Source organism: Streptomyces sp. NPDC091279 (assembly GCF_044757465.1).
GTDB lineage: Bacteria > Actinomycetota > Actinomycetes > Streptomycetales > Streptomycetaceae > Streptomyces.
Genome location: NZ_JBIVVA010000001.1, coordinates 725,052 through 743,222, shown reverse-complemented (window position 1 = coordinate 743,222; position 18,171 = coordinate 725,052). Strand labels below are relative to the sequence as shown.

Genomic DNA, 18,171 nt, shown 5'->3' with positions numbered 1-18,171 from the left:
ATGATCAGCGGGCCAGTCGGCCCAGCAGCGAGGAGGCGGCGGTGATGCCGACGGCGCCGGCCACCAGCAGGATGCCGAAGTCCAGCGGCAGATGGGAGGGGGTGCCCAGCAGCAGGCCGCGCAGGGCGTCCACTTCGTAGCTGAGCGGGTTGACCTTGCTGACCGCCTGAATCCAGCCGGGCATCACGGAGACCGGGTACAGGGCGTTGGAGGCGAAGAACAGCGGCATGGTGATGGCCTGTCCGAATCCCATCAGCCGGTCGCGGCTCAGGACGATCCCGGCGATGGTCATCGACAGGCAGGAGAAGAAGACCGAGCCGAGGACCACGATCGCGGCGACGCCGAGCAGCCGCAGCGGGTTCCAGGTGAGCGCCACCCCGAGCAGGGCCGCGATGACGATGACGACGACGGCCTGGATCAGCGACTTCACGCCGGCCGCGAAGGACTTGCCGGTGATGAGCGCGGCCCGTGGAGTCGGCGTCACCAGCAGCTTGTTGAGGATGCCGGCGTCGCGCTCCCAGATGATCTGGATGCCGTAGAAGATGGCGATGAACATCGCGGACTGGGCGATGATGCCGGGCGCGAGGTAGTCGATGTAGGGGATGCCGCCGGTGGGGATCGCCTTGATGTGGGTGAACGTCTGACCGAAGATCAGCAGCCAGAGCGCGGGCTGCACCGCGCGGGTGTACAGCTCGGTGCGGTCGTGGCTGAGCTTCTGTAGTTCGACGGCGCACATCGCGATCACGCGGGCGGGGATCAGCCGCCAGCCGGACCGGGGTTGGGGTGGGCGGACGAGCAGGCCGATGCCGCTCGCGGTGGCGCGGTCAGCCGACACGTCCTGCGGTGCGACGGGTGCTTCGGACATCGCGGAACCCTCCTTGCCTGTCGTCGAGACCGTGTCCTGCGATGTCCCGGAAGACGTCCTCCAGCGTGGGCAGCGGGGCCGAGGCCGGGCCGCCTTCGGCGCGGCGGCGTTCCCCGAGCCCCTCCCTGAGCTGGGCCGGGGTGCCGAGGGCGCGGATACGGCCGCGGTGCATGAGGCCCACCCGGTCGCAGTACTGGTCGGCCTCGTCCATGTAGTGGGTGGTGACCAGCACAGTCATGCCGGTGACCTCGCGGACGACGTTGATGTGCTCCCACACGTCGGTGCGGGCGATCGGGTCGAGGCCGATGGTCGGCTCGTCGAGGATCAGCAGCCGGGGCGCGCTGACCAGGGCCTGCGCGAGTTCGAGGCGGCGGATCATGCCGCCGGAGTAGGTACTGGCGAGGCGTTCGGCGGCGTCGGTGAGGCCGACGGCGCTGAGGGCCTGGTCGACGCGGGGGCCGCGTTCGCGGCGGGCGACGTCGAAGACGCGGGCGAACAGGGCGACGTTCTCCCGGCCGGTGAGTCCGGCGTCGGCGGACAGTTGCTGCGGGACGTAGCCGAGCAGGCGGCGTACGGCCATGCGGTCGCGGGCGGCGTCGTGGCCGAAGACCCGGACCATGCCGGTCGGGACCGGCAGGAGGGTGGTGATGCAGCGGATGGCGGTGGTCTTGCCGGCGCCGTTCGGGCCGAGCAGTCCGAAGACCTCGCCCGGTGCGACGGACAGGTCGAGTCCGTCCACCGCCCTGGTGTCGCCGAAGGCGTACACCAGGCCGGTGCAGCTGACGGCCTCGGCCGGGCCGTCGGGGGTGTCCCGTGTCATCAGTCCTCCGTCTCCTCGCGCAGTTGGTCGGCCAGGTGCCGCAGGGCCGGGATGGCCGCGCGCAGCGCCTCCCGGTCGCTCTCGTCGAGCCGGGACACGGTGCCGCGCACCAGTGCGGTGCGGCGCCCGCGCCATTCGGTGAGCCGGGCCTCGGCGGCGGGGGTGGGCAGCAGTCGTGCGGCCCGCCGGTCGGCGGGGTCGGTCTCGCGGCTCAGGTAGCCCTGCCGGGAGAGCTGGTTGACGAGCGTGGAGACCGAGTTGCCCGCCAGGTGCATGTCCTTCGCGGCGTCCGAGATGCCGATGCCGGGCCGGGCCACGACCAGGCGCAGCAATTCGATCTCGGCGCCGCGCAGTCGGGGCGCCACCTGGGGGCGCAGGCGTCGGCGCAGGAGCCGTTGGACACCCATGAGGGCGTCGATCAGCTCGTCCGGGAAGGTTTCAGGTTCCACGTATGTCAGATTAACTCTTTAGCAGAGGTAACGACCCCAAGGTTTGGTCAAGCCGGTCGAGAGCCGTTCCTTTCCGGCGGAAATGCATTGAGCAACAATCGGCAATCGATTCATCACCACCCGTCATCACATTCCGGGAATTGTTTTGTGCCCGCATTTCGAGGGAATTGTTCCTTTAGTGCTTCGGACCGGAGGCACGTCCGTGGGAGCCGATGCGCGGCTCCGGGCGTCGCCCGCCGGTCCGCGCCTCGTCTCCTGCGGTGACCGTCCACCCGGCACCGGCCGAGGGAGGTGCGCGATGCGTACCACCGGCAGAGCGAAACCCCATCCCCACGACGACGCCCCCGACACCGCCGCCGCCTTCGAACGGCTCGCGGCGCTCCCCCAGGGGCCGCAGCGCACCGCCCTGCGCGACGAGCTGGTGCGGGCCTGGCTGCCCATGGCCGAGCGGATCGCGGGCCGGTTCCGGGGCCGGGGCGAGGCGTACGAGGACCTCTGCCAGGTCGCCGCCCTCGGTCTGGTGAAGGCCGTCGACGGCTACGACCCGGTGCGCGGCCACGCCTTCGAGGCGTACGCGGTGCCGACCGTCACCGGCGAGATCAAACGGCACTTCCGCGACCACCTCTGGACCCTGCACGTCCCCCGCCGCGTCCAGGACCTGCGCAACCGGGTCCGCCGGGCCACCAAGGAACTGGCGCAGACGACACCGGGGCGCTCCCCCACCGTCGCCGAGATCGCCGCGTGGGCGCAGCTCACCGAGAGCGAGGTGCGTACCGGCATGGAGGCGCTGGACTGTTTCTCCGCGCTGTCGCTGGACGCGGAGGTGACCGGCTCCGACGGTTTCCGGCTCGGCGACGGCCTCGGCGGCCCCGACCCGGGCTACGACGTCGTCGTCGACCGGGTGACCGTCATGCCGTGTCTGCACCGGCTGCCCGAACGCGAGCAGACCATCCTCTACCTGCGCTTCTTCCACGGCATGACGCAACAGGGCATCGCCGACCGGCTCGGGGTCTCGCAGATGCATGTGTCGCGGCTGCTCACCCGCTGCTGCGCCCAGCTGCGCGAGGAGGTCCTCACCCCCGAGGAGACGGCCACCCGCGAGGAGACGGCCACCCGCGAGGACGTGCTCACCCGGGCCCGCTGAGCGCGTCAGCGTTCGGGGGCGGAACCCGGGATCTGCGGGGGCCCGTGGCGCTCCAGGGCCCTTTCCAGTTCCGCGCCGATCTCCGGGGGCATCGCTCGGCTGCGCCCCCAGACGAGGATCATCTCGGCGACTCTGCGCACTTTGATGTTCGTGTGCTGGGAGATCTCCCGGAGAATGTCCCAGCCCTGTTCGGGCGTGACCCGGCCGAGCGCGACGACCATGCCGATCGCCTGGTCGACCACGGCGTGCGAGGCGACGGCCGCCTGGAGCCGGCCGACCTCCGCCTCCAGCTCGACGATGCGGTCCGCTGCCTCGTCGCTGGGCATGACCATCTCCCCGTGCTCCCCGTGCGGCCGGCCGGGGCGCCGGCGCACGCGTCCATGGTGGCACTCGACGGGCCGCCCGGCGCTTTCGGCCGGACACTGGTGGCAGGCCGGTGGCCACCGGCCGACCAGATCAGGACGGGACTGCCATGAACCACGACACGACCCGCCCCTCGCCCCGGGCCAAGGCGAACGTCGTCTCCACCCGCTCCGTCTTCGGCGCGCCCTGCTGGGTCAGCCTCACCAGCCGCGACCTGGACACCACCCAGGCGTTCTACTCGGCGGTGCTGGGCTGGCGCTGGCAGCCGGTGTCGCTCGGCGAGCGGTTCCAGGTGGCGCTGGTGGACGGCACGCCGGTGGCCGGGGTCGCGGCGGTCGCCGCCATGTGGCAGATGGCGGTGGCGTGGACGCCGTACTTCGCGGTGACGAGCGCGGACCAGTCGGTGGCGCGGGCCCAGGAGCGCGGCGGGACGACGGCGGTCGGGCCGCTCTCCTTCCCGCCCGGGCGGGCGGCGCTGCTCGCCGACCGGGACGGCGCGACGTTCGGGATCTGGGAGGGGGAACTCGTCGGCGGCTGGGAGACCTGGCGCCGCGCGGCCCCCACGTTCATCCGGCTGCACACCCGGGACGCCTTCGCCGCGGCCATCTTCTACGGCGAGGTGCTGGAGTGGGCGTCGGACCGCCCCGGCTCCTGCGAGGTCCACTACGAGGGCGGCGAGGTCGTGCTGCGCAGCGGCGGCGACATCGTGGCCCGCATCGAGTCGGGAGCCCTGGGCGCGGCCCCCGATCCGACCATCCGGCCGCACTGGCAGGTCCACTTCGCCGTCACCGACGTCGCGGCCTGTGTGCGGGACGCGGAGCGCAACGGCGGGAGCGTGCTGTCGAAGGGCGACGCCGAGGCCGTGCTGCGTGACCCCGACGGCGCCCAGTTCACGGTGACCTCACACCGCGCGCACTGAGCCCCCACGGGCGGGCCGGGTCAGCAGGACCAGGCTGCGGGCGTCGACGGTGAGGGTGCCGGCCGCCTTGTGCTCGCTCTCGTCCGGCGCGTTCCGTTCCTCGGCGGTGTCGACGAGGGTGGTCCAGCGCTCCCCGTACCGGGCGTCGGGCAACGTGAACTCCACCGGTTCCCAGTAGCTGTTGAGCAGCAGCAGGAACGAGTCGTCGACGACCGGCCGGCCCTGCGGATCGGGTTCGGCGATGGCGTCGCCGTTGAGGAAGACGCCGACGGAGTGCGCGTCGGGGCGCTCCCAGTCGTCCTCGGTCATCTCGCGGGCGTCCGGCGCCAGCCACACCAGGTCGGGCAGCGGCTGACCGGCGTGGGTGGGGGTCTCCCCGCGGAAGTAACGGCGGCGGCGCAGCACGGGGTGGGCGGCGCGCAGGCCGATCAGGTGGGCGGTGAAGTCGGTGAGGGCGCGGTGGTCACCGGCGGCGGACCAGTCGATCCAGGAGACCTCGTTGTCCTGGCAGTAGGCGTTGTTGTTGCCGCCCTGGGTGCGGCCGAGTTCGTCGCCGTGGCAGAGCATCGGGATGCCCTGGGAGAGCAACAGGGTGGCCAGCAGGTTGCGTTGCTGGCGGCCGCGCAGGGCGAGGATGTCCGGGTCGTCGGTGTCGCCCTCGGTGCCGCAGTTCCAGGAACGGTTGTCGCGCTCGCCGTCCCGGTCGTCCTCGCCGTTGGCCCTGTTGTGCTTGTCGTCGTAGGAGACGAGGTCGCGCAGGGTGAAACCGTCGTGCGCGGTCACGAAGTTGACGCTGGCGCGGGGGCGGCGCCTGCTGCGCTGGTAGAGGTCGGAGGAGCCGGTGAGCCGGGAGGCGAAGTCGCCGAGGGTGTGCTCGGTGGCGCGCCAGAAGTCCCGTACGGTGTCGCGGTACTTGCCGTTCCACTCCGACCACAGCGGCGGGAAGTTGCCGACCTGGTAGCCGCCCTCGCCGAGGTCCCAGGGTTCCGCGATGAGCTTGACGCGGCTGATGACCGGGTCCTGCTGGATCAGGTCGAAGAACGCGGAGAGCCGGTCCACCTCGTTCAACTGCCGGGCCAGCGTGGCCGCGAGGTCGAAGCGGAACCCGTCGACGTGCATCTCGGTGACCCAGTAGCGCAGCGAGTCCATGATCAGCTGGAGGACGTGCGGATGGCGCATGAGCAGGCTGTTGCCGGTGCCGGTGGTGTCGTAGTAGTGCGCGGGGTCCCCGTCGACCAGGCGGTAGTAGGAGGCGTTGTCGATGCCCCTGAAGGAGAGCGTGGGCCCCTTCTCGTTGCCCTCGGCGGTGTGGTTGTAGACGACGTCGAGGATCACTTCGAGCCCGGCCGCGTGCAGCGCCTTCACCATCGACTTGAACTCGGCGACCTGCCCGCCCCGGCTGCCGTGCGCGGCGTAGGCGTGGTGCGGGGCGAAGAAGCCGATGGTGTTGTAGCCCCAGTAGTTCGACAGGCCCCGGCCCTGCAACACCCCGTCCTGCGCGTACTGGTGGACCGGCATCAGCTCGACGGCGGTGACGCCGAGGGCGGTGAGGTGGCCGGTGACGGCGGGGTGGGCGAGCCCGGCGTAGGTGCCGCGGAGTTCCTCGGGGACGTCGGGGTGGGTGCGGGTGAGGCCGCGCACATGGGCCTCGTAGATGACGGTCTCGGCGTACGGGCGCCGGGGCGGGCGGTCGGCGCCCCAGTCGAAGTACGGGTCGGTGACGACGCCGAGCAGGGTGTGCCCGGCGCTGTCGGCGGGGGACGGGCCGTCCGGCGTGCGCTCGAACAGGGAGGCATGGTGGTCGGCCTGCCCGTCGACGGCCGTGGCGTACGGGTCGAGGAGCAGCTTGGCCGGGTTGCAGCGGTGGCCGCGCTCCGGCTGCCAGGGCCCGTGCACCCGGTAGCCGTAGCGCTGTCCCGGTCCGACGCCGGGCAGCCGGCAGTGCCAGACGAAGCCGTCGGACTCGGTGACCGGGACCCGGCGCTCGCTGCCGTCGTCGTCGACGAGGATCAGCTCGACGGCCTGGGCGACCTCGCTGAACAGCGCGAAGTTGGTGCCCTCGCCGTCAAAGGCGGCGCCCAACGGGTAGGGGTGCCCGCTCCACACGGGCACCCCTGCCTTGCTGCGGTGTGACGCGGTCACCCGGTGGGCTCCAGCACGACGTCCACCCGGTCGGCCACGCCCAACGACGCGACCGGCACCGGGAGTCGGCACCCCTCGCGCAGGGTGGGCACCGGTGTTCTGGGCACCCGGGGCACGCGTTCGCCGGCCCGGGCGCGCTGGGAGAACCAGATGACCTTGCCGCCGTTCGCGGTGGCGCAGCAGCCCCACCCGTCGCTCATGGCGGCGATGCGCTCCAGACAGCCGCGCAGTTCGTCGTCGGGGCGCAGGTCGCGGTCGTCGTCCCCGACGGCCGTGATCAGATGCTGGCCGTTCCACCACATCTCGATGGACGTGTGCCGGTCGGCCGCGTGTTCGTCGATGGCCTTCAACAGCAGCTCGGTGCCGTGGCAGACGGGCTGCACCAGTGTCTCCAGGTCCCACAGGCGCAGATGCGCGGCCAGGATGCGGCCGACCTGTCCGGCCCGCTCGGGGCCGGCCTCCACATCGAGGTGGTAGTAGCAGGGGACTGCGGTCTTCATCGTGGTTGGCTCCTCACCGGCGAGGGTCCCGCTCACCGTCTCCGAGAGACGGGCTTCGATCGCGAAGCGTGAGCGTCGTTCGCTCCTGAGTGATCTCCAGGGTGCGAGCGCTACTCCATTCGCGCAACACGAGCGCGGGGCGCCCCGACAGGTGGTTGAAGCTCTAACAAGACGCTGGGTCGCCGTCCGTGCACCATGTGTGCAGGCCTCGCTGTCGATGACGCGGCCGTGCCTCTTCACGCACGGCCGCCGTCCGGCGGTCGGGTCCCCCACCATCGAGCCCGGAAGGTGATCGACGCATGCTGCTACCGGCCAGAGCCGAAGTCGCCCGGCACGTGCGGCGGTACCGGGCCTGGGAGCGCCTGACGCTGGCGTCTCCCGGGGATCTCACGGTGCGTTCCGCGTTCGAGGACGCGGGGTACACGCTGTGCGTGCTGATGGGCGAGCGCTGCGCGCGCGAGGCGGCCGACGCCGCCGACCGCTATCTGCGGTCCACCCCGACGGCCTACCTCCAGGAGCGGGCCGGGTTGCGCCGAACGGGCGTTCCTGTCGGGCACGGGCCGCCGGTCGCGCTGGGGCACTCCCCCGCGGGCGCGTAGCCCCGTCCGGCGCAGCAGCAAGACACCGTCCGGGCCGGCCGCCCGGGGCCCAGCACGGCGAAGGCGACACCCTCATGAACGCGCACGCGGTTTCGGCCATCGGCCGCATCCCGGTCCGGGACGTCCGGCCGGCCGTCGAGCACGGCCGACGCCCGGCGAAGGCGGTCGAGGGAGAGACGTTCGAGGTCACGGCGACGGTGTTCCGCGAGGGGCACGACGCGGTGGCCGCCGACGTCGTCCTGACCGATCCGGCGGGGCGAACGGCGGTGCGGGCGCCGATGCGCGAACTGGCGCCCGGCACCGATCGCTGGGGCGCGGAGGTCACCCCGGGCCGGGTCGGGGACTGGACGTTCCGGGTGGAGGCGTGGAGCGACCCGCTCGCCACCTGGCACCGGCACGCGAGCGTCAAGATCCCGGCCGGCATCGATGTCGGCCTGGTCCTGGAGGAGGGCGCCGACCTGCACGAGCGGGCCGCGGCCGACGTCCCCGACAGCGCCGGACGCGCCTCGGTGCTGGCCGCCGCGGCCGCCCTGCGCGACGACACGACCCCGGTCGCGGCCAGGTGGGCGGCGGCCCGCGCGCCGGAGCTGACGGCGGTGCTCGCCCGGTATCCGCTGCGTGAACTGGTCACCGCCTCCGAGGAGTTGCCGCTCCTGGTCGAGCGGGAGCGGGCGCTGTACGGGGCCTGGTACGAGTTCTTCCCGCGCTCCGAGGGCACCCTCAACCAGCCGCACGGCACGTTCCGGACGGCGGCCCGGCGGCTCGCGGCGATCGCGGACATGGGCTTCGACGTCGTCTACCTCCCGCCGATCCACCCGATCGGCACGACCCATCGCAAGGGCCGCAACAACGCGCTGTCGGCGGGCCCGGACGATGTGGGGGTGCCGTGGGCGATCGGTTCGCCGGAGGGCGGGCACGACGCGGTGCACCCGCGCCTGGGGACGGTCGAGGACTTCGCGTGGTTCGTGGCGCAGGCCCGCGCCCATGACCTGGAGGTCGCACTGGACTTCGCGTTGCAGTGCTCGCCGGACCACCCGTGGGTGGAGAAGCACCCGGAGTGGTTCCATCACCGCTCGGACGGGAGCATCGCGTACGCGGAGAACCCGCCGAAGAAGTACCAGGACATCTACCCGATCGCGTTCGACGCGGACCTCGACGGCCTGGTCACGGAGACGCTGCGCGTCCTCCGTCTGTGGATGGGCCACGGCGTGCGGATCTTCCGCGTCGACAACCCGCACACCAAGCCGGTGCTGTTCTGGGAGCGCGTGATCGGTGAGATCAACGCCTCCGACCCCGACGTGATCTTCCTGGCCGAGGCCTTCACCCGCCCCGCGATGATGCGCACCCTCGGTGAGATCGGCTTCCAGCAGTCCTACACCTACTTCACCTGGCGCACCGGCAAAGGGGAGTTGACCGAGTACCTCACCGAACTCGCCGGTGAGACCGCCGCGTCGATGCGGCCGAACCTCTTCGTCAACACCCCCGACATCCTGCACGCATTCCTCCAGCACGGCGGACGGCCCGCCTTCGAACTCCGGGCCGTCCTCGCCGCCACCCTCTCCCCCACCTGGGGCATCTACAGCGGCTACGAACTCTGCGAGAACACCCCCGTGCGGGCCGGCAGCGAGGAGTACCTCGACTCCGAGAAGTACCAGCTCAAGCCCCGTGACTGGGAGGCCGCCGCACGCCAGGGGCGGACCATCGCTCCGCTGATCGGCCGCCTCAACGCGATCCGCCGCGCCCACCCGGCGCTGCGACGGCTGCGCAATCTGCGCTTCCACCCGACCGACAACGACGCGGTCATCGCCTACAGCAAGACGACCGGCGACGACACCGTCCTGGTCGTCGCCAACCTCGACCCGCACCACACCCAGGAAGCGACGGTCTCGTTGGACATGCCGCAACTCGGCCTGGAGTGGGGCGCATTCACGTCGATGCGTGACGAACTCACGGGGCAGACCTACGACTGGGGCAGGAGCAACTATGTGCGCCTGGAACCCGGGCGGTCGCCGGCCCACGTGTTCCACGTCCAGCGGTAGTCCGCACCCACCCGCCACCGACAGGAGGGCCAGAGCCCCATGACAGTCAACCAGCCCGTCCCGGACACCTTCGAGGACACCCCCGCCAAGGACCGGGACCCGGATTGGTTCAAGCGCGCGGTCTTCTATGAGGTCCTCGTCCGCTCCTTCCAGGACAGCAACGGCGACGGCGTCGGCGACCTCAAGGGCCTCACCGCCAAGCTCGACTACCTCCAGTGGCTGGGCATCGACTGCATCTGGCTCCCGCCCTTCTTCAAGTCCCCACTGCGCGACGGCGGTTACGACGTCTCCGACTACACCGCCGTCCTGCCCGAGTTCGGTGACCTCGCGGACTTCGTCGAGTTCGTCGACGCCGCCCACCACCGCGGCATGCGCGTCATCATCGACTTCGTCATGAACCACACCAGCGATCAGCACCCGTGGTTCCAGGAGTCCAGGAAGAACCCCGAAGGCCCCTACGGGGACTACTACATGTGGGCCGACGACGACCAGCAGTTCCCGGAGGCACGGGTCATCTTCGTCGACACCGAGGCCTCCAACTGGACGTTCGACCCGGTCCGCAAGCAGTACTTCTTCCACCGCTTCTTCTCCCACCAGCCAGACCTCAACTACGAGAACCCGGCCGTCCAGGAGGAGATCCTGGCCGCCCTGCGGTTCTGGCTCGACCTCGGCATCGACGGCTTCCGGCTCGACGCCGTGCCGTATCTGTACGCGGCCGAGGGCACCACCTGCGAGAACCTGCCCGCCAGTCACGGGTTCCTCAAGCGGGTCCGCCGTGAGATCGACGCGATGTACCCGGACACGGTGCTGCTGGCCGAGGCGAACCAGTGGCCCGAGGACGTCGTCGACTACTTCGGCGACTACCAGAGCGGCGGCGACGAATGCCACATGGCGTTCCACTTCCCCGTCATGCCCCGCATCTTCATGGCCGTGCGCCGCGAGTCCCGCCACCCGGTCTCCGAGATCCTGGCCAAGACCCCCGCGATCCCCGCCCGTTGCCAGTGGGGCATCTTCCTGCGCAACCACGACGAGCTGACGTTGGAGATGGTCACCGACGAGGAACGCGACTACATGTGGGCGGAGTACGCGAAAGACCCCCGCATGCGGGCCAACATCGGCATCCGCCGCCGCCTCGCCCCCCTCCTCGACAACGACCGCAACCAGATCGAACTCTTCACCGCCCTCCTCCTCTCCCTGCCCGGCTCGCCGATCCTCTACTACGGCGACGAGATCGGCATGGGCGACAACATCTGGCTCGGGGACCGCGACGCCGTCCGCACCCCCATGCAGTGGACCCCCGACCGCAACGCCGGGTTCTCCTCCTGCGACCCGGGGCGCCTCTCCCTGCCGACGATCATGGACCCCGTCTACGGCTACCAGGTCACCAACGTCGAGGCGTCGATGTCGTCGCCGTCGTCGCTGCTGCACTGGACGCGGCGCATGATCGAGATCCGCAAGCAGAACCCGGCGTTCGGGCTCGGCACCTACACCGAACTCCCCTCCTCCAACCCGGCCGTCCTGGCGTTCCTGCGCGAGTACGGGGACGACCTCGTGCTGTGCGTGCACAACTTCTCCCGCTTCCCGCAGCCCACCGAACTCGATCTGCGCGCCTTCGACGGACGGCATCCCGTCGAGCTGATCGGCGGAGTCCGCTTCCCGGCCATCGGCGAACTGCCCTATCTGCTGACCCTCGGCGGTCACGGCTTCTACTGGTTCAGGCTCTCCCGGAGCGGCCGACGCCCCTGAAGGCGCCGGCGAAAGGACGCGTCATGCCGAAGACCGCAACCCTCCCCAGACACCCCGCCACGGCCGCGCCGCCGGCCTGCCTCGCCGGGCTGCTGCGCGCGTGGCTGCCCCGGCAGCGCTGGTTCGCGGGCAAGGACCGGCCGCTCACCGAGCTGACCCTGCTGTCGATGACGGAGCTGTTCCCGGGCTGCCTGCATGTGCTGGTCGAGGCCGGCGACTGCTACCAGCTCCTGCTGGGCACCCGGGCGACGCCCGCACCGCGCCTGCGCCACGCCCTGATCGGCCGGGCCGAGGCGGGTGCGCTCGCCGGACTCACGGTCTACGACGCCCTCCAGGACCCCCGTGCCGCGCGGTTCCTCCTGGAACGGCTGCGGCACCCCGGCAGCGCCGGGCCGCTGCGCTTCGAGGCCGACCCGGCCGTGCGGGTACCGGCCGGGCTCGCGCCCCGGGTGCTGGACGCCGAGCAGTCCAACTCCTCGCTGGTGTACGGGAACGCGTTCATCCTCAAGGTCTTCCGGCGGGTGCAGGCCGGGGTGAACCCCGACCTGGAGGTGCCGGGGGCGCTGGCCGCGCAGGGCTGCGGGCGGGTGCCGGCGCCGGTGGCGTGGCTGCGGACGACGTTTCCGCTGGAGGCGACGCTCGGCGTGCTCCAGCCGTTTCTGCCCGACGCCCGCGACGGCTGGGAGCTGGCCCTGCGGGCGCTCGCCTCCGGTGACGCGTTCACCGACGCGTCACGGGAGTTGGGGCAGGCGATGGCGGAGGTGCATGTCGCGCTGGCGTCGGCGTTCCCGCGCGGCGCGCATGCCGACCGGGCGCGCACGGCGGCCGCGATGACCGAACGGCTGACGGCCGCCGCACGGGCCGTGCCGTCGCTGCGCCCGCATGTGCCGGGGCTGCGGACCGCGTTCGACGCGCTCGCCGCCTGCGATCCCGGCCCGCCCGCCCAGCGGGTCCACGGCGATCTGCATCTGGGGCAGGTGCTGCGGACCGGCGGGGACTGGTTCGTCATCGACTTCGAGGGCGAGCCGTCGCGTCCGCTGGCGGAGCGGCGCGGGGTCCAGTCCCCGGTGCGTGACATCGCCGGGATGCTCCGCTCCTTCGACTACGCCGCCCGCCAGCGTCTGCCCTGGCGTCCGGAGTGGGCCCGCCGGTGCCGCGAGGCGTTCTGCGCGGGCTACGCCGACCGGGCAGGCTGGGACCCCCGCACCACCCACGCCCTGCTGCGTGCCCATGAGACCGACCGGGCCGTGTACGAGGTCCTCTACGAGGCCCGGCACCGACCCGACTGGCTCCCCGTCCCGATGGCGGCGATCGAACGTCTCGCCGTAAGAGGAGGCTGAACCCCGTGGCCCTGCGTGACACGTCGCTCCCCGAGCCGTCAGGACCGCCCGTCCGGGCGCCCCGGGTGTGCCCGGCCGCGCCCCCGCTCGCACCCGACGAACGCGAACGGCTGCTCACCGGCCGCCATCACGATCCCCATGCCCTGCTCGGCGCCCACCCGGTGCCGGGCGGCGTGGCGTTCCGGGCGCTGCGCCCGTACGCGCGGTCGGTGAGCGTGGTCGTCGACGGTGTCCGGCGGCCGCTGGTGTCGGAGGGCGACGGTTTCTTCTCCGGGGTGCTGGCGCTCACCGCGATCCCCGCGTACACGCTGCGGGTGGCGTACGCGGACGGCGAGCAGGAGACGGAGGACCCCTACCGGTTCCTGCCGGCGCTCGGCGAGGTCGACCTGCATCTCGTCCGGGAGGGCCGGCACGAGCAGCTGTGGAAGGCGCTCGGTGCCGAGCCGATGGCCCACCAGGGCGTCGCGGGCACCCGGTTCACGGTGTGGGCGCCCAACGCCCAGGGGGTGCGGGTCGCCGGGGACTTCACGTGCTGGGACGGGACGGCGCTGCCGATGCGGTCGCTGGGCGCGGCCGGGGTGTGGGAGCTGTTCGTGCCGGGCATCGGGGAGGGCGCCCACTACAAGTTCGAGATCACCTCGCGGTACGGGAGCCGGTTCCTGAAGTCGGACCCGATGGCCCGCGCCACCGAGGTGCCGCCCGCGACGGCGTCCGTGGTGACGGCCTCGCACCACGAGTGGACGGACGCGGAGTGGCTCGCCCGGCGCGGCGAGGTGCCGGTGCACGAGGCGCCGTTCTCGGTCTACGAGGTCCATCTCCCGTCCTGGCGGCCGGGGTTGACCTACCGTCAGCTGGCCGAGGTGCTGCCGGCGTATGTGCGGGATCTTGGGTTCACGCATGTCGAGTTGATGCCGGTGGCGGAGCATCCCTTCGGCGGCTCGTGGGGCTACCAGGTCACCGGGTTCTACGCGCCGACCTCGCGGCTCGGCAGCCCGGACGACTTCCGGTTCCTCGTCGACGCGCTGCACCGGGCCGGGGTCGGGGTGATCCTCGACTGGGTGCCCGCCCATTTCCCCAAGGACGACTGGGCGTTGGCGCGGTTCGACGGGGACCCGCTGTACGAGCCCGGGGACACCCGGCGGGCCGAGCATCCGGACTGGGGGACCTATGAGTTCGACCTCGGGCGGACCGAGGTGCGCAACTTCCTGGTCGCCAACGCCGTGTACTGGTGCGAGGAGTTCCACATCGACGGGCTGCGGGTGGACGCCGTCGCCTCGATGCTCTACCTCGACTACTCGCGGGACTCGGGGCAGTGGACGCCGAATGTGCACGGCGGGCGGGAGGACCTCGACGCCGTGGCGTTCCTCCAGGAGATGAACGCGACCGTGTACCGGCGGGTGCCGGGGGTGGTGACCATGGCGGAGGAGTCGACGGCCTGGGACGGGGTGACCCGGCCCACCGACTCGGGCGGTCTGGGTTTCGGCCTGAAGTGGAACATGGGCTGGATGCACGACTCCCTGGTGTACATGGCGCACGAGCCGGTGCACCGCAAGTACCACCACAACGAGATGACGTTCTCGATGGTGTACGCGTACAGCGAGAACTACGTGCTGCCCCTGTCCCACGACGAGGTCGTGCACGGCAAGGGCTCCCTCGTCTCCAAGATGCCCGGCGACTGGTGGCAGCAGCGCGCCAACCTGCGCGCCTACCTGGCCCAGATGTGGGCGCATCCGGGCAAGCAACTCCTGTTCATGGGGCAGGAGTTCGCGCAGGGCGCGGAGTGGTCCGAGGCGCACGGGCCCGACTGGTGGCTCCTGGACCCCGCCTACGGCGCCGAGGCCGACCACCGGGGCGTGCGGGACCTGGTGCGCGACCTGAACACGCTCTACGCGGCGACTCCCGCCCTGTGGCAGCGCGACACCGACCCGGGCGGCTTCCAGTGGATCGTCGGGGACGCCGCCGACGACAACGTCTTCGCCCACCTGCGGCTGGACGCCCGGGGCACCCCGCTGCTGTCGCTCACCCACCTCTCCCCCGCCGTCCGCCACGACTACCGGATCGGCGTCCCGGACTCCGTCCCCGGCTGGCGCGAGGTCCTCAACACGGACGCGGCCCGCTACGGCGGCGGCGACGTCACCAACCCGGGCGTGCTCCGGCCCGAGCCGCACGGCTTCCACGACCGCCCCGCGAGCATCCGGCTCACCCTGCCGCCGCTCGCGACGGTCTGGCTACGGCCCGCCGAGTGACCGTCCGCCGGAGTGGGCGGCGAGGTCGCGTTCGAGGGCGTCGAGGGCGCTGCGGGCCTCGGTGATGCGGTTGCGCAGCAGGTCGGTGGGGTGGTCGGCCGGTGCCGGCTGCTCCCGTTCGGTCTCGCGGGCCTCGTCGAGGGAGGTGATGACCACGCCGATCAGGACGTTGACGAGGACGAAGGAGGCGAGCAGCACGTAGGAGGCGTAGTAGAGGATGCTCCAGCGGGAGACCTCCAGGCCCGCGTGCACGGCGTCGCCGATGCCGTCCAGGGTCATCAGCAGGAACAGGGTGAGCACGGCGCGGCCGATGGAGCCGTAGTGCTGGGGGTCGGCGCTGCCGAAGAAGACCCAGCCGACCATCGCGTACAGATACAGCAGCAGGGCGCCCACCAGCAGGAAGCTGAGCGTTCCTGGCAGGCTGCGGACCACCGCCGAGAGCACGATGCGCAGTTGGGGCAGGAAACGGGCGGTGCGCAGCACCCGCGCGAGGCGCAGCAGCCGCAGCACCGTGGTGTTCTCCCGCACCAGCGGCAGGAAGGCGCACAGGACCACGGCGAGGTCGAAGAGGTTCCAGGGGTCCTTGAAGAAGTCGCGCGGCCGGTCGGCGTGGGCAGCGATCCGGATCAGGATCTCGGCGCTGAAGGCCGCCAGACAGGTGTGTTCGGCCAGCCGCAGCGGGCGGTGCCACTCCTCGGCGAGCCCGGAGTAGGTCTCCAGGCCCAGCAGTGCGGCGTTGAGGAGGATCACGACCAGGACGCCGCACGCGAACCAGCGCGTCTCGGTGAGCGTGCGGCACCGCAGTGCCAGATCGTGACGGGTCGACCGTAACGGAAACTCGGTCAACTGGGCTTGCTGGTCCGGCATGTCGGGGGATCGCCTTCCACGAAAAATTTCTACAGCACTGTAGATGCCGGGCGCCCGAGTCGATCACGCGGGCCGCCACGTCGGCCTGGACGCAGGCCAATTGTCGGATCAGGGCACCGACCGGTCCCACCTGGACTAGATTCGGGCACCGCCGAGCACGGTTCTGATCGGCAACGTCACACCCCGTACACGTCAGGAGCAGCGCATGTGCGCCTACGCCCTCGCTCCCCCCACCGTCGCGCCGCTGACCGGCGGGCTCGCCGACAGCGTCTTCGAGACGGCGGTCAAGGCTCCCGCCCGGCCCGTGCTGGCGCGCAGGCCGGTGCCCGGCTCCAGCGTCTGGGAGGAGGTGTCGGCGGCCGAACTCCGTGATCAGGTCGTGGAGTTGGCGAAGGGGATGATCGCCTCGGGGATCTCCCCCGGGCACCGGGTGGCCATCATGGCCAGGACCCGGTACGAGTGGACGGTCCTGAGCTACGCGCTGTGGGCGGTGGGCGCGGAGGTCGTGCCGATCTACCCGACGTCCTCGCGCGAACAGGTGGAGTGGATTCTGCGGGACGCCGGGTGCGCGGCCGTGGTGGTGGAGGACGAGCAGGCCGTGATGACGGTCGGGTCGGTGTGCGGGACGCTGCCGTCGCTGCGGCACGTCTGGCAGCTGGACGCCGGGGCGCTGGACGAACTGGTGCGCGCGGGCGCGTCGGTGGCGACGACGACCGTCGACTCGTTGCGCCGGATCGTGCTGCCGGACTCCACCGCCGTCATCGCCTACACCTCGGGCACGACCGGGCGGCCCCTGGGGTGCGCGCTCAGCCACCTCAACCTGGTCAGCTCCTGCGACACCCTGCTGGCGGGCTGGGGCCGGACCGCCGCCCCGCCCGGCGAACAGGGCTCCGTGCTCGCCTTCCTGCCGTTCTCCCATGTGTACGGGCTGATGATCCAGAGCCTGTGCCTGCGCGGCGGCCTGCTGATGGGCCACGAACCGGAGTTGAGCGGCGAGGCGCTGGCCGGTGCCCTGCGGTCGTTCAGGCCCACGTACTTCTACGCCGTGCCGTCGGTGTTCGAGAAGATCTACAAGACGTATCTGCGCACCGCGCAACAGGACGGGCGCGGGGCCCTGTTCGAGCGGGCGGCGGCCACGGCACGGGAGTTCGCGGCGGCGACGGAACGCCGGCGGCTCGGCGAGGGCACCGGACCCGGGCTCGAACTGCGGTTGCAGCACGCCCTGTTCGAGCGGACCGTGTACCGGCGGCTGCGGTCGGTGCTGGGCGGCCGGGTGGTGCGGGCCTCCTCCGGCGGGTCGGCGCTCGGCCGGGAACTCTCCCATTTCTACGAGGGCATCGGCATCTACGTGAACGACGGCTACGGCCTGACCGAGACCGGCGGCGGGGTCACCATGCAGCCGCTCGGGCGGGAGAAGTCCGGGACGGTCGGACAGGCGCTGCCTGGCGTCGACCTGATGCTCGCGGACGACGGCGAGGTGCTGCTGCGCGGCGCGTCGGTGTTCCAGGGCTACCTGGGCGACCGGGCGGCGACCCTGGACGCGCTCCGGGGCGGCTGGCTGGCCACCGGGGACCTCGGCTGGCTGGACGCCGAGGGGTATCTCACGATCACCGGGCGCACCAAGGACGTCGTCGTCACCAGCAGCGGCAAGAGCGTCGCCCCGGCCGCGCTGGAACAGCGGCTGCGGATGCACCCGTTGATCCATCAGGCGGTCGTGGTGGGCGACAACCGGCCCTGCGTCGGCGCGTTGCTCACCCTGGACCCGGAGTTCCTCGCCTTCTGGCGGGGGTCGCTCACCTCGCAGGGTGAGGCGCCGAGCCGGCAGACCCGGGAGGAGAACGCGCTGCGGGAGGAGATCGGGCGGGCGGTCGCCGCCGCCAACAGCACGGTCTCGCACGCCGAGTCGATCCGCGTGTTCCGGATACTGGCCCGGCCCTTCGACCAGACGAACGGGCTGCTGACGCCGTCGATGAAGCTGCGCAGGGACGCGATCGTCGAGCACTGCGCGGCGGAGATCGACGCGATGTACCTGGCGCGCTCCCGGCCCCCGCGCCCGAGCGTGCCGCAGCCGCAGGCCGAGTGGGACGACGCGGACGACGTCTTCCGCTGACCGGTCTCCCCCGCGGGTCTCC

Annotated in this window: 15 protein-coding genes; 8 read left to right on the top strand and 7 right to left on the bottom strand. The window is 71.7% G+C overall.

What is annotated here, in order from left to right; all coding sequences use genetic code 11:
• Nucleotides 1-4: 4 nt before the first annotated feature.
• Genes ACIQOU_RS03150 through ACIQOU_RS03140 form a run of 3 tightly spaced genes read right to left on the bottom strand, consistent with a single transcriptional unit; the run spans nucleotide 5 to nucleotide 2,134 of the window.
• Nucleotides 5-865 (bottom strand): ABC transporter permease, encoded by an 861-nt coding sequence (locus ACIQOU_RS03150; RefSeq protein ID WP_401533382.1) that lies wholly within the window; start codon nucleotides 863-865, stop codon nucleotides 5-7.
• Entirely contained in the window at nucleotides 825-1,685 is an 861-nt protein-coding gene (locus ACIQOU_RS03145) for an ABC transporter ATP-binding protein (protein WP_401533380.1), read from the bottom strand. The genes ACIQOU_RS03150 and ACIQOU_RS03145 overlap by 41 nt, the downstream gene beginning before the upstream one ends.
• Nucleotides 1,685-2,134, bottom strand: a complete 450-nt coding sequence (locus ACIQOU_RS03140; protein ID WP_401533378.1) for a MarR family winged helix-turn-helix transcriptional regulator — start codon at nucleotides 2,132-2,134, stop codon at nucleotides 1,685-1,687. Before ACIQOU_RS03140 ends, ACIQOU_RS03145 begins: the two co-directional genes overlap by 1 nt.
• 298 nt (nucleotides 2,135-2,432) lie before the next feature.
• Here ACIQOU_RS03140 and ACIQOU_RS03135 point away from each other — a divergent pair, with 298 nt between their 5' ends.
• Nucleotides 2,433-3,278: a SigB/SigF/SigG family RNA polymerase sigma factor gene (locus ACIQOU_RS03135; protein WP_401533376.1), complete on the top strand. Its 846-nt coding sequence runs from the start codon at nucleotides 2,433-2,435 to the stop codon at nucleotides 3,276-3,278.
• Nucleotides 3,279-3,283: 5 nt separating this feature from the next.
• Here the strand turns inward: ACIQOU_RS03135 and ACIQOU_RS03130 are convergent, their stop codons facing one another.
• Nucleotides 3,284-3,610 carry an ANTAR domain-containing protein gene (locus ACIQOU_RS03130; RefSeq protein ID WP_401533630.1) on the bottom strand — a complete coding sequence of 109 codons (327 nt, stop codon included), beginning with the start codon at nucleotides 3,608-3,610 and terminating at the stop codon, nucleotides 3,284-3,286.
• Nucleotides 3,611-3,750: 140 nt separating this feature from the next.
• Between ACIQOU_RS03130 and ACIQOU_RS03125 the strand changes: the two genes are divergently transcribed.
• Entirely contained in the window at nucleotides 3,751-4,560 is an 810-nt protein-coding gene (locus tag ACIQOU_RS03125; protein ID WP_401533374.1) for a VOC family protein, read from the top strand.
• On the opposite strand, the gene glgX is transcribed toward ACIQOU_RS03125, so the two are convergent.
• Nucleotides 4,543-6,702 carry a glycogen debranching protein GlgX gene (gene glgX, locus ACIQOU_RS03120; protein ID WP_401533372.1) on the bottom strand — a complete coding sequence of 720 codons (2,160 nt, stop codon included), beginning with the start codon at nucleotides 6,700-6,702 and terminating at the stop codon, nucleotides 4,543-4,545. The genes ACIQOU_RS03125 and glgX overlap by 18 nt on opposite strands.
• Nucleotides 6,699-7,202 carry a pep a2 gene (locus ACIQOU_RS03115; RefSeq protein ID WP_401533370.1) on the bottom strand — a complete coding sequence of 168 codons (504 nt, stop codon included), beginning with the start codon at nucleotides 7,200-7,202 and terminating at the stop codon, nucleotides 6,699-6,701. The genes glgX and ACIQOU_RS03115 overlap by 4 nt, the downstream gene beginning before the upstream one ends.
• Nucleotides 7,203-7,501: 299 nt before the next feature.
• Here ACIQOU_RS03115 and ACIQOU_RS03110 point away from each other — a divergent pair, with 299 nt between their 5' ends.
• From ACIQOU_RS03110 to glgB, 5 genes are all read left to right on the top strand, one after another.
• Nucleotides 7,502-7,801, top strand: coding sequence for a DUF5133 domain-containing protein (locus ACIQOU_RS03110; protein WP_401533368.1), 300 nt, complete (start codon nucleotides 7,502-7,504; stop codon nucleotides 7,799-7,801).
• A 74-nt stretch (nucleotides 7,802-7,875) separates the two neighbouring features.
• Nucleotides 7,876-9,840, top strand: a complete 1,965-nt coding sequence (locus tag ACIQOU_RS03105; RefSeq protein WP_401533366.1) for an alpha-1,4-glucan--maltose-1-phosphate maltosyltransferase — start codon at nucleotides 7,876-7,878, stop codon at nucleotides 9,838-9,840.
• A 39-nt stretch (nucleotides 9,841-9,879) separates the two neighbouring features.
• Nucleotides 9,880-11,586 carry a maltose alpha-D-glucosyltransferase gene (gene treS, locus ACIQOU_RS03100; RefSeq protein ID WP_401533363.1) on the top strand — a complete coding sequence of 569 codons (1,707 nt, stop codon included), beginning with the start codon at nucleotides 9,880-9,882 and terminating at the stop codon, nucleotides 11,584-11,586.
• 23 nt (nucleotides 11,587-11,609) lie between these two features.
• Complete coding sequence (locus ACIQOU_RS03095; RefSeq protein WP_401533360.1) at nucleotides 11,610-12,926, top strand: maltokinase; 1,317 nt, start codon at nucleotides 11,610-11,612, stop codon at nucleotides 12,924-12,926.
• Between the two features lie 5 nt (nucleotides 12,927-12,931).
• Nucleotides 12,932-15,172: a 1,4-alpha-glucan branching enzyme gene (gene glgB / locus ACIQOU_RS03090; protein ID WP_401533358.1), complete on the top strand. Its 2,241-nt coding sequence runs from the start codon at nucleotides 12,932-12,934 to the stop codon at nucleotides 15,170-15,172.
• Here glgB and ACIQOU_RS03085 read toward each other — a convergent pair.
• Nucleotides 15,155-16,039 carry an ion transporter gene (locus ACIQOU_RS03085; RefSeq protein WP_401533355.1) on the bottom strand — a complete coding sequence of 295 codons (885 nt, stop codon included), beginning with the start codon at nucleotides 16,037-16,039 and terminating at the stop codon, nucleotides 15,155-15,157. The genes glgB and ACIQOU_RS03085 overlap by 18 nt on opposite strands.
• 205 nt (nucleotides 16,040-16,244) lie before the next feature.
• Here ACIQOU_RS03085 and ACIQOU_RS03080 point away from each other — a divergent pair, with 205 nt between their 5' ends.
• Nucleotides 16,245-18,149 carry an AMP-dependent synthetase/ligase gene (locus tag ACIQOU_RS03080; protein WP_401533354.1) on the top strand — a complete coding sequence of 635 codons (1,905 nt, stop codon included), beginning with the start codon at nucleotides 16,245-16,247 and terminating at the stop codon, nucleotides 18,147-18,149.
• Nucleotides 18,150-18,171: the final 22 nt, after the last annotated feature.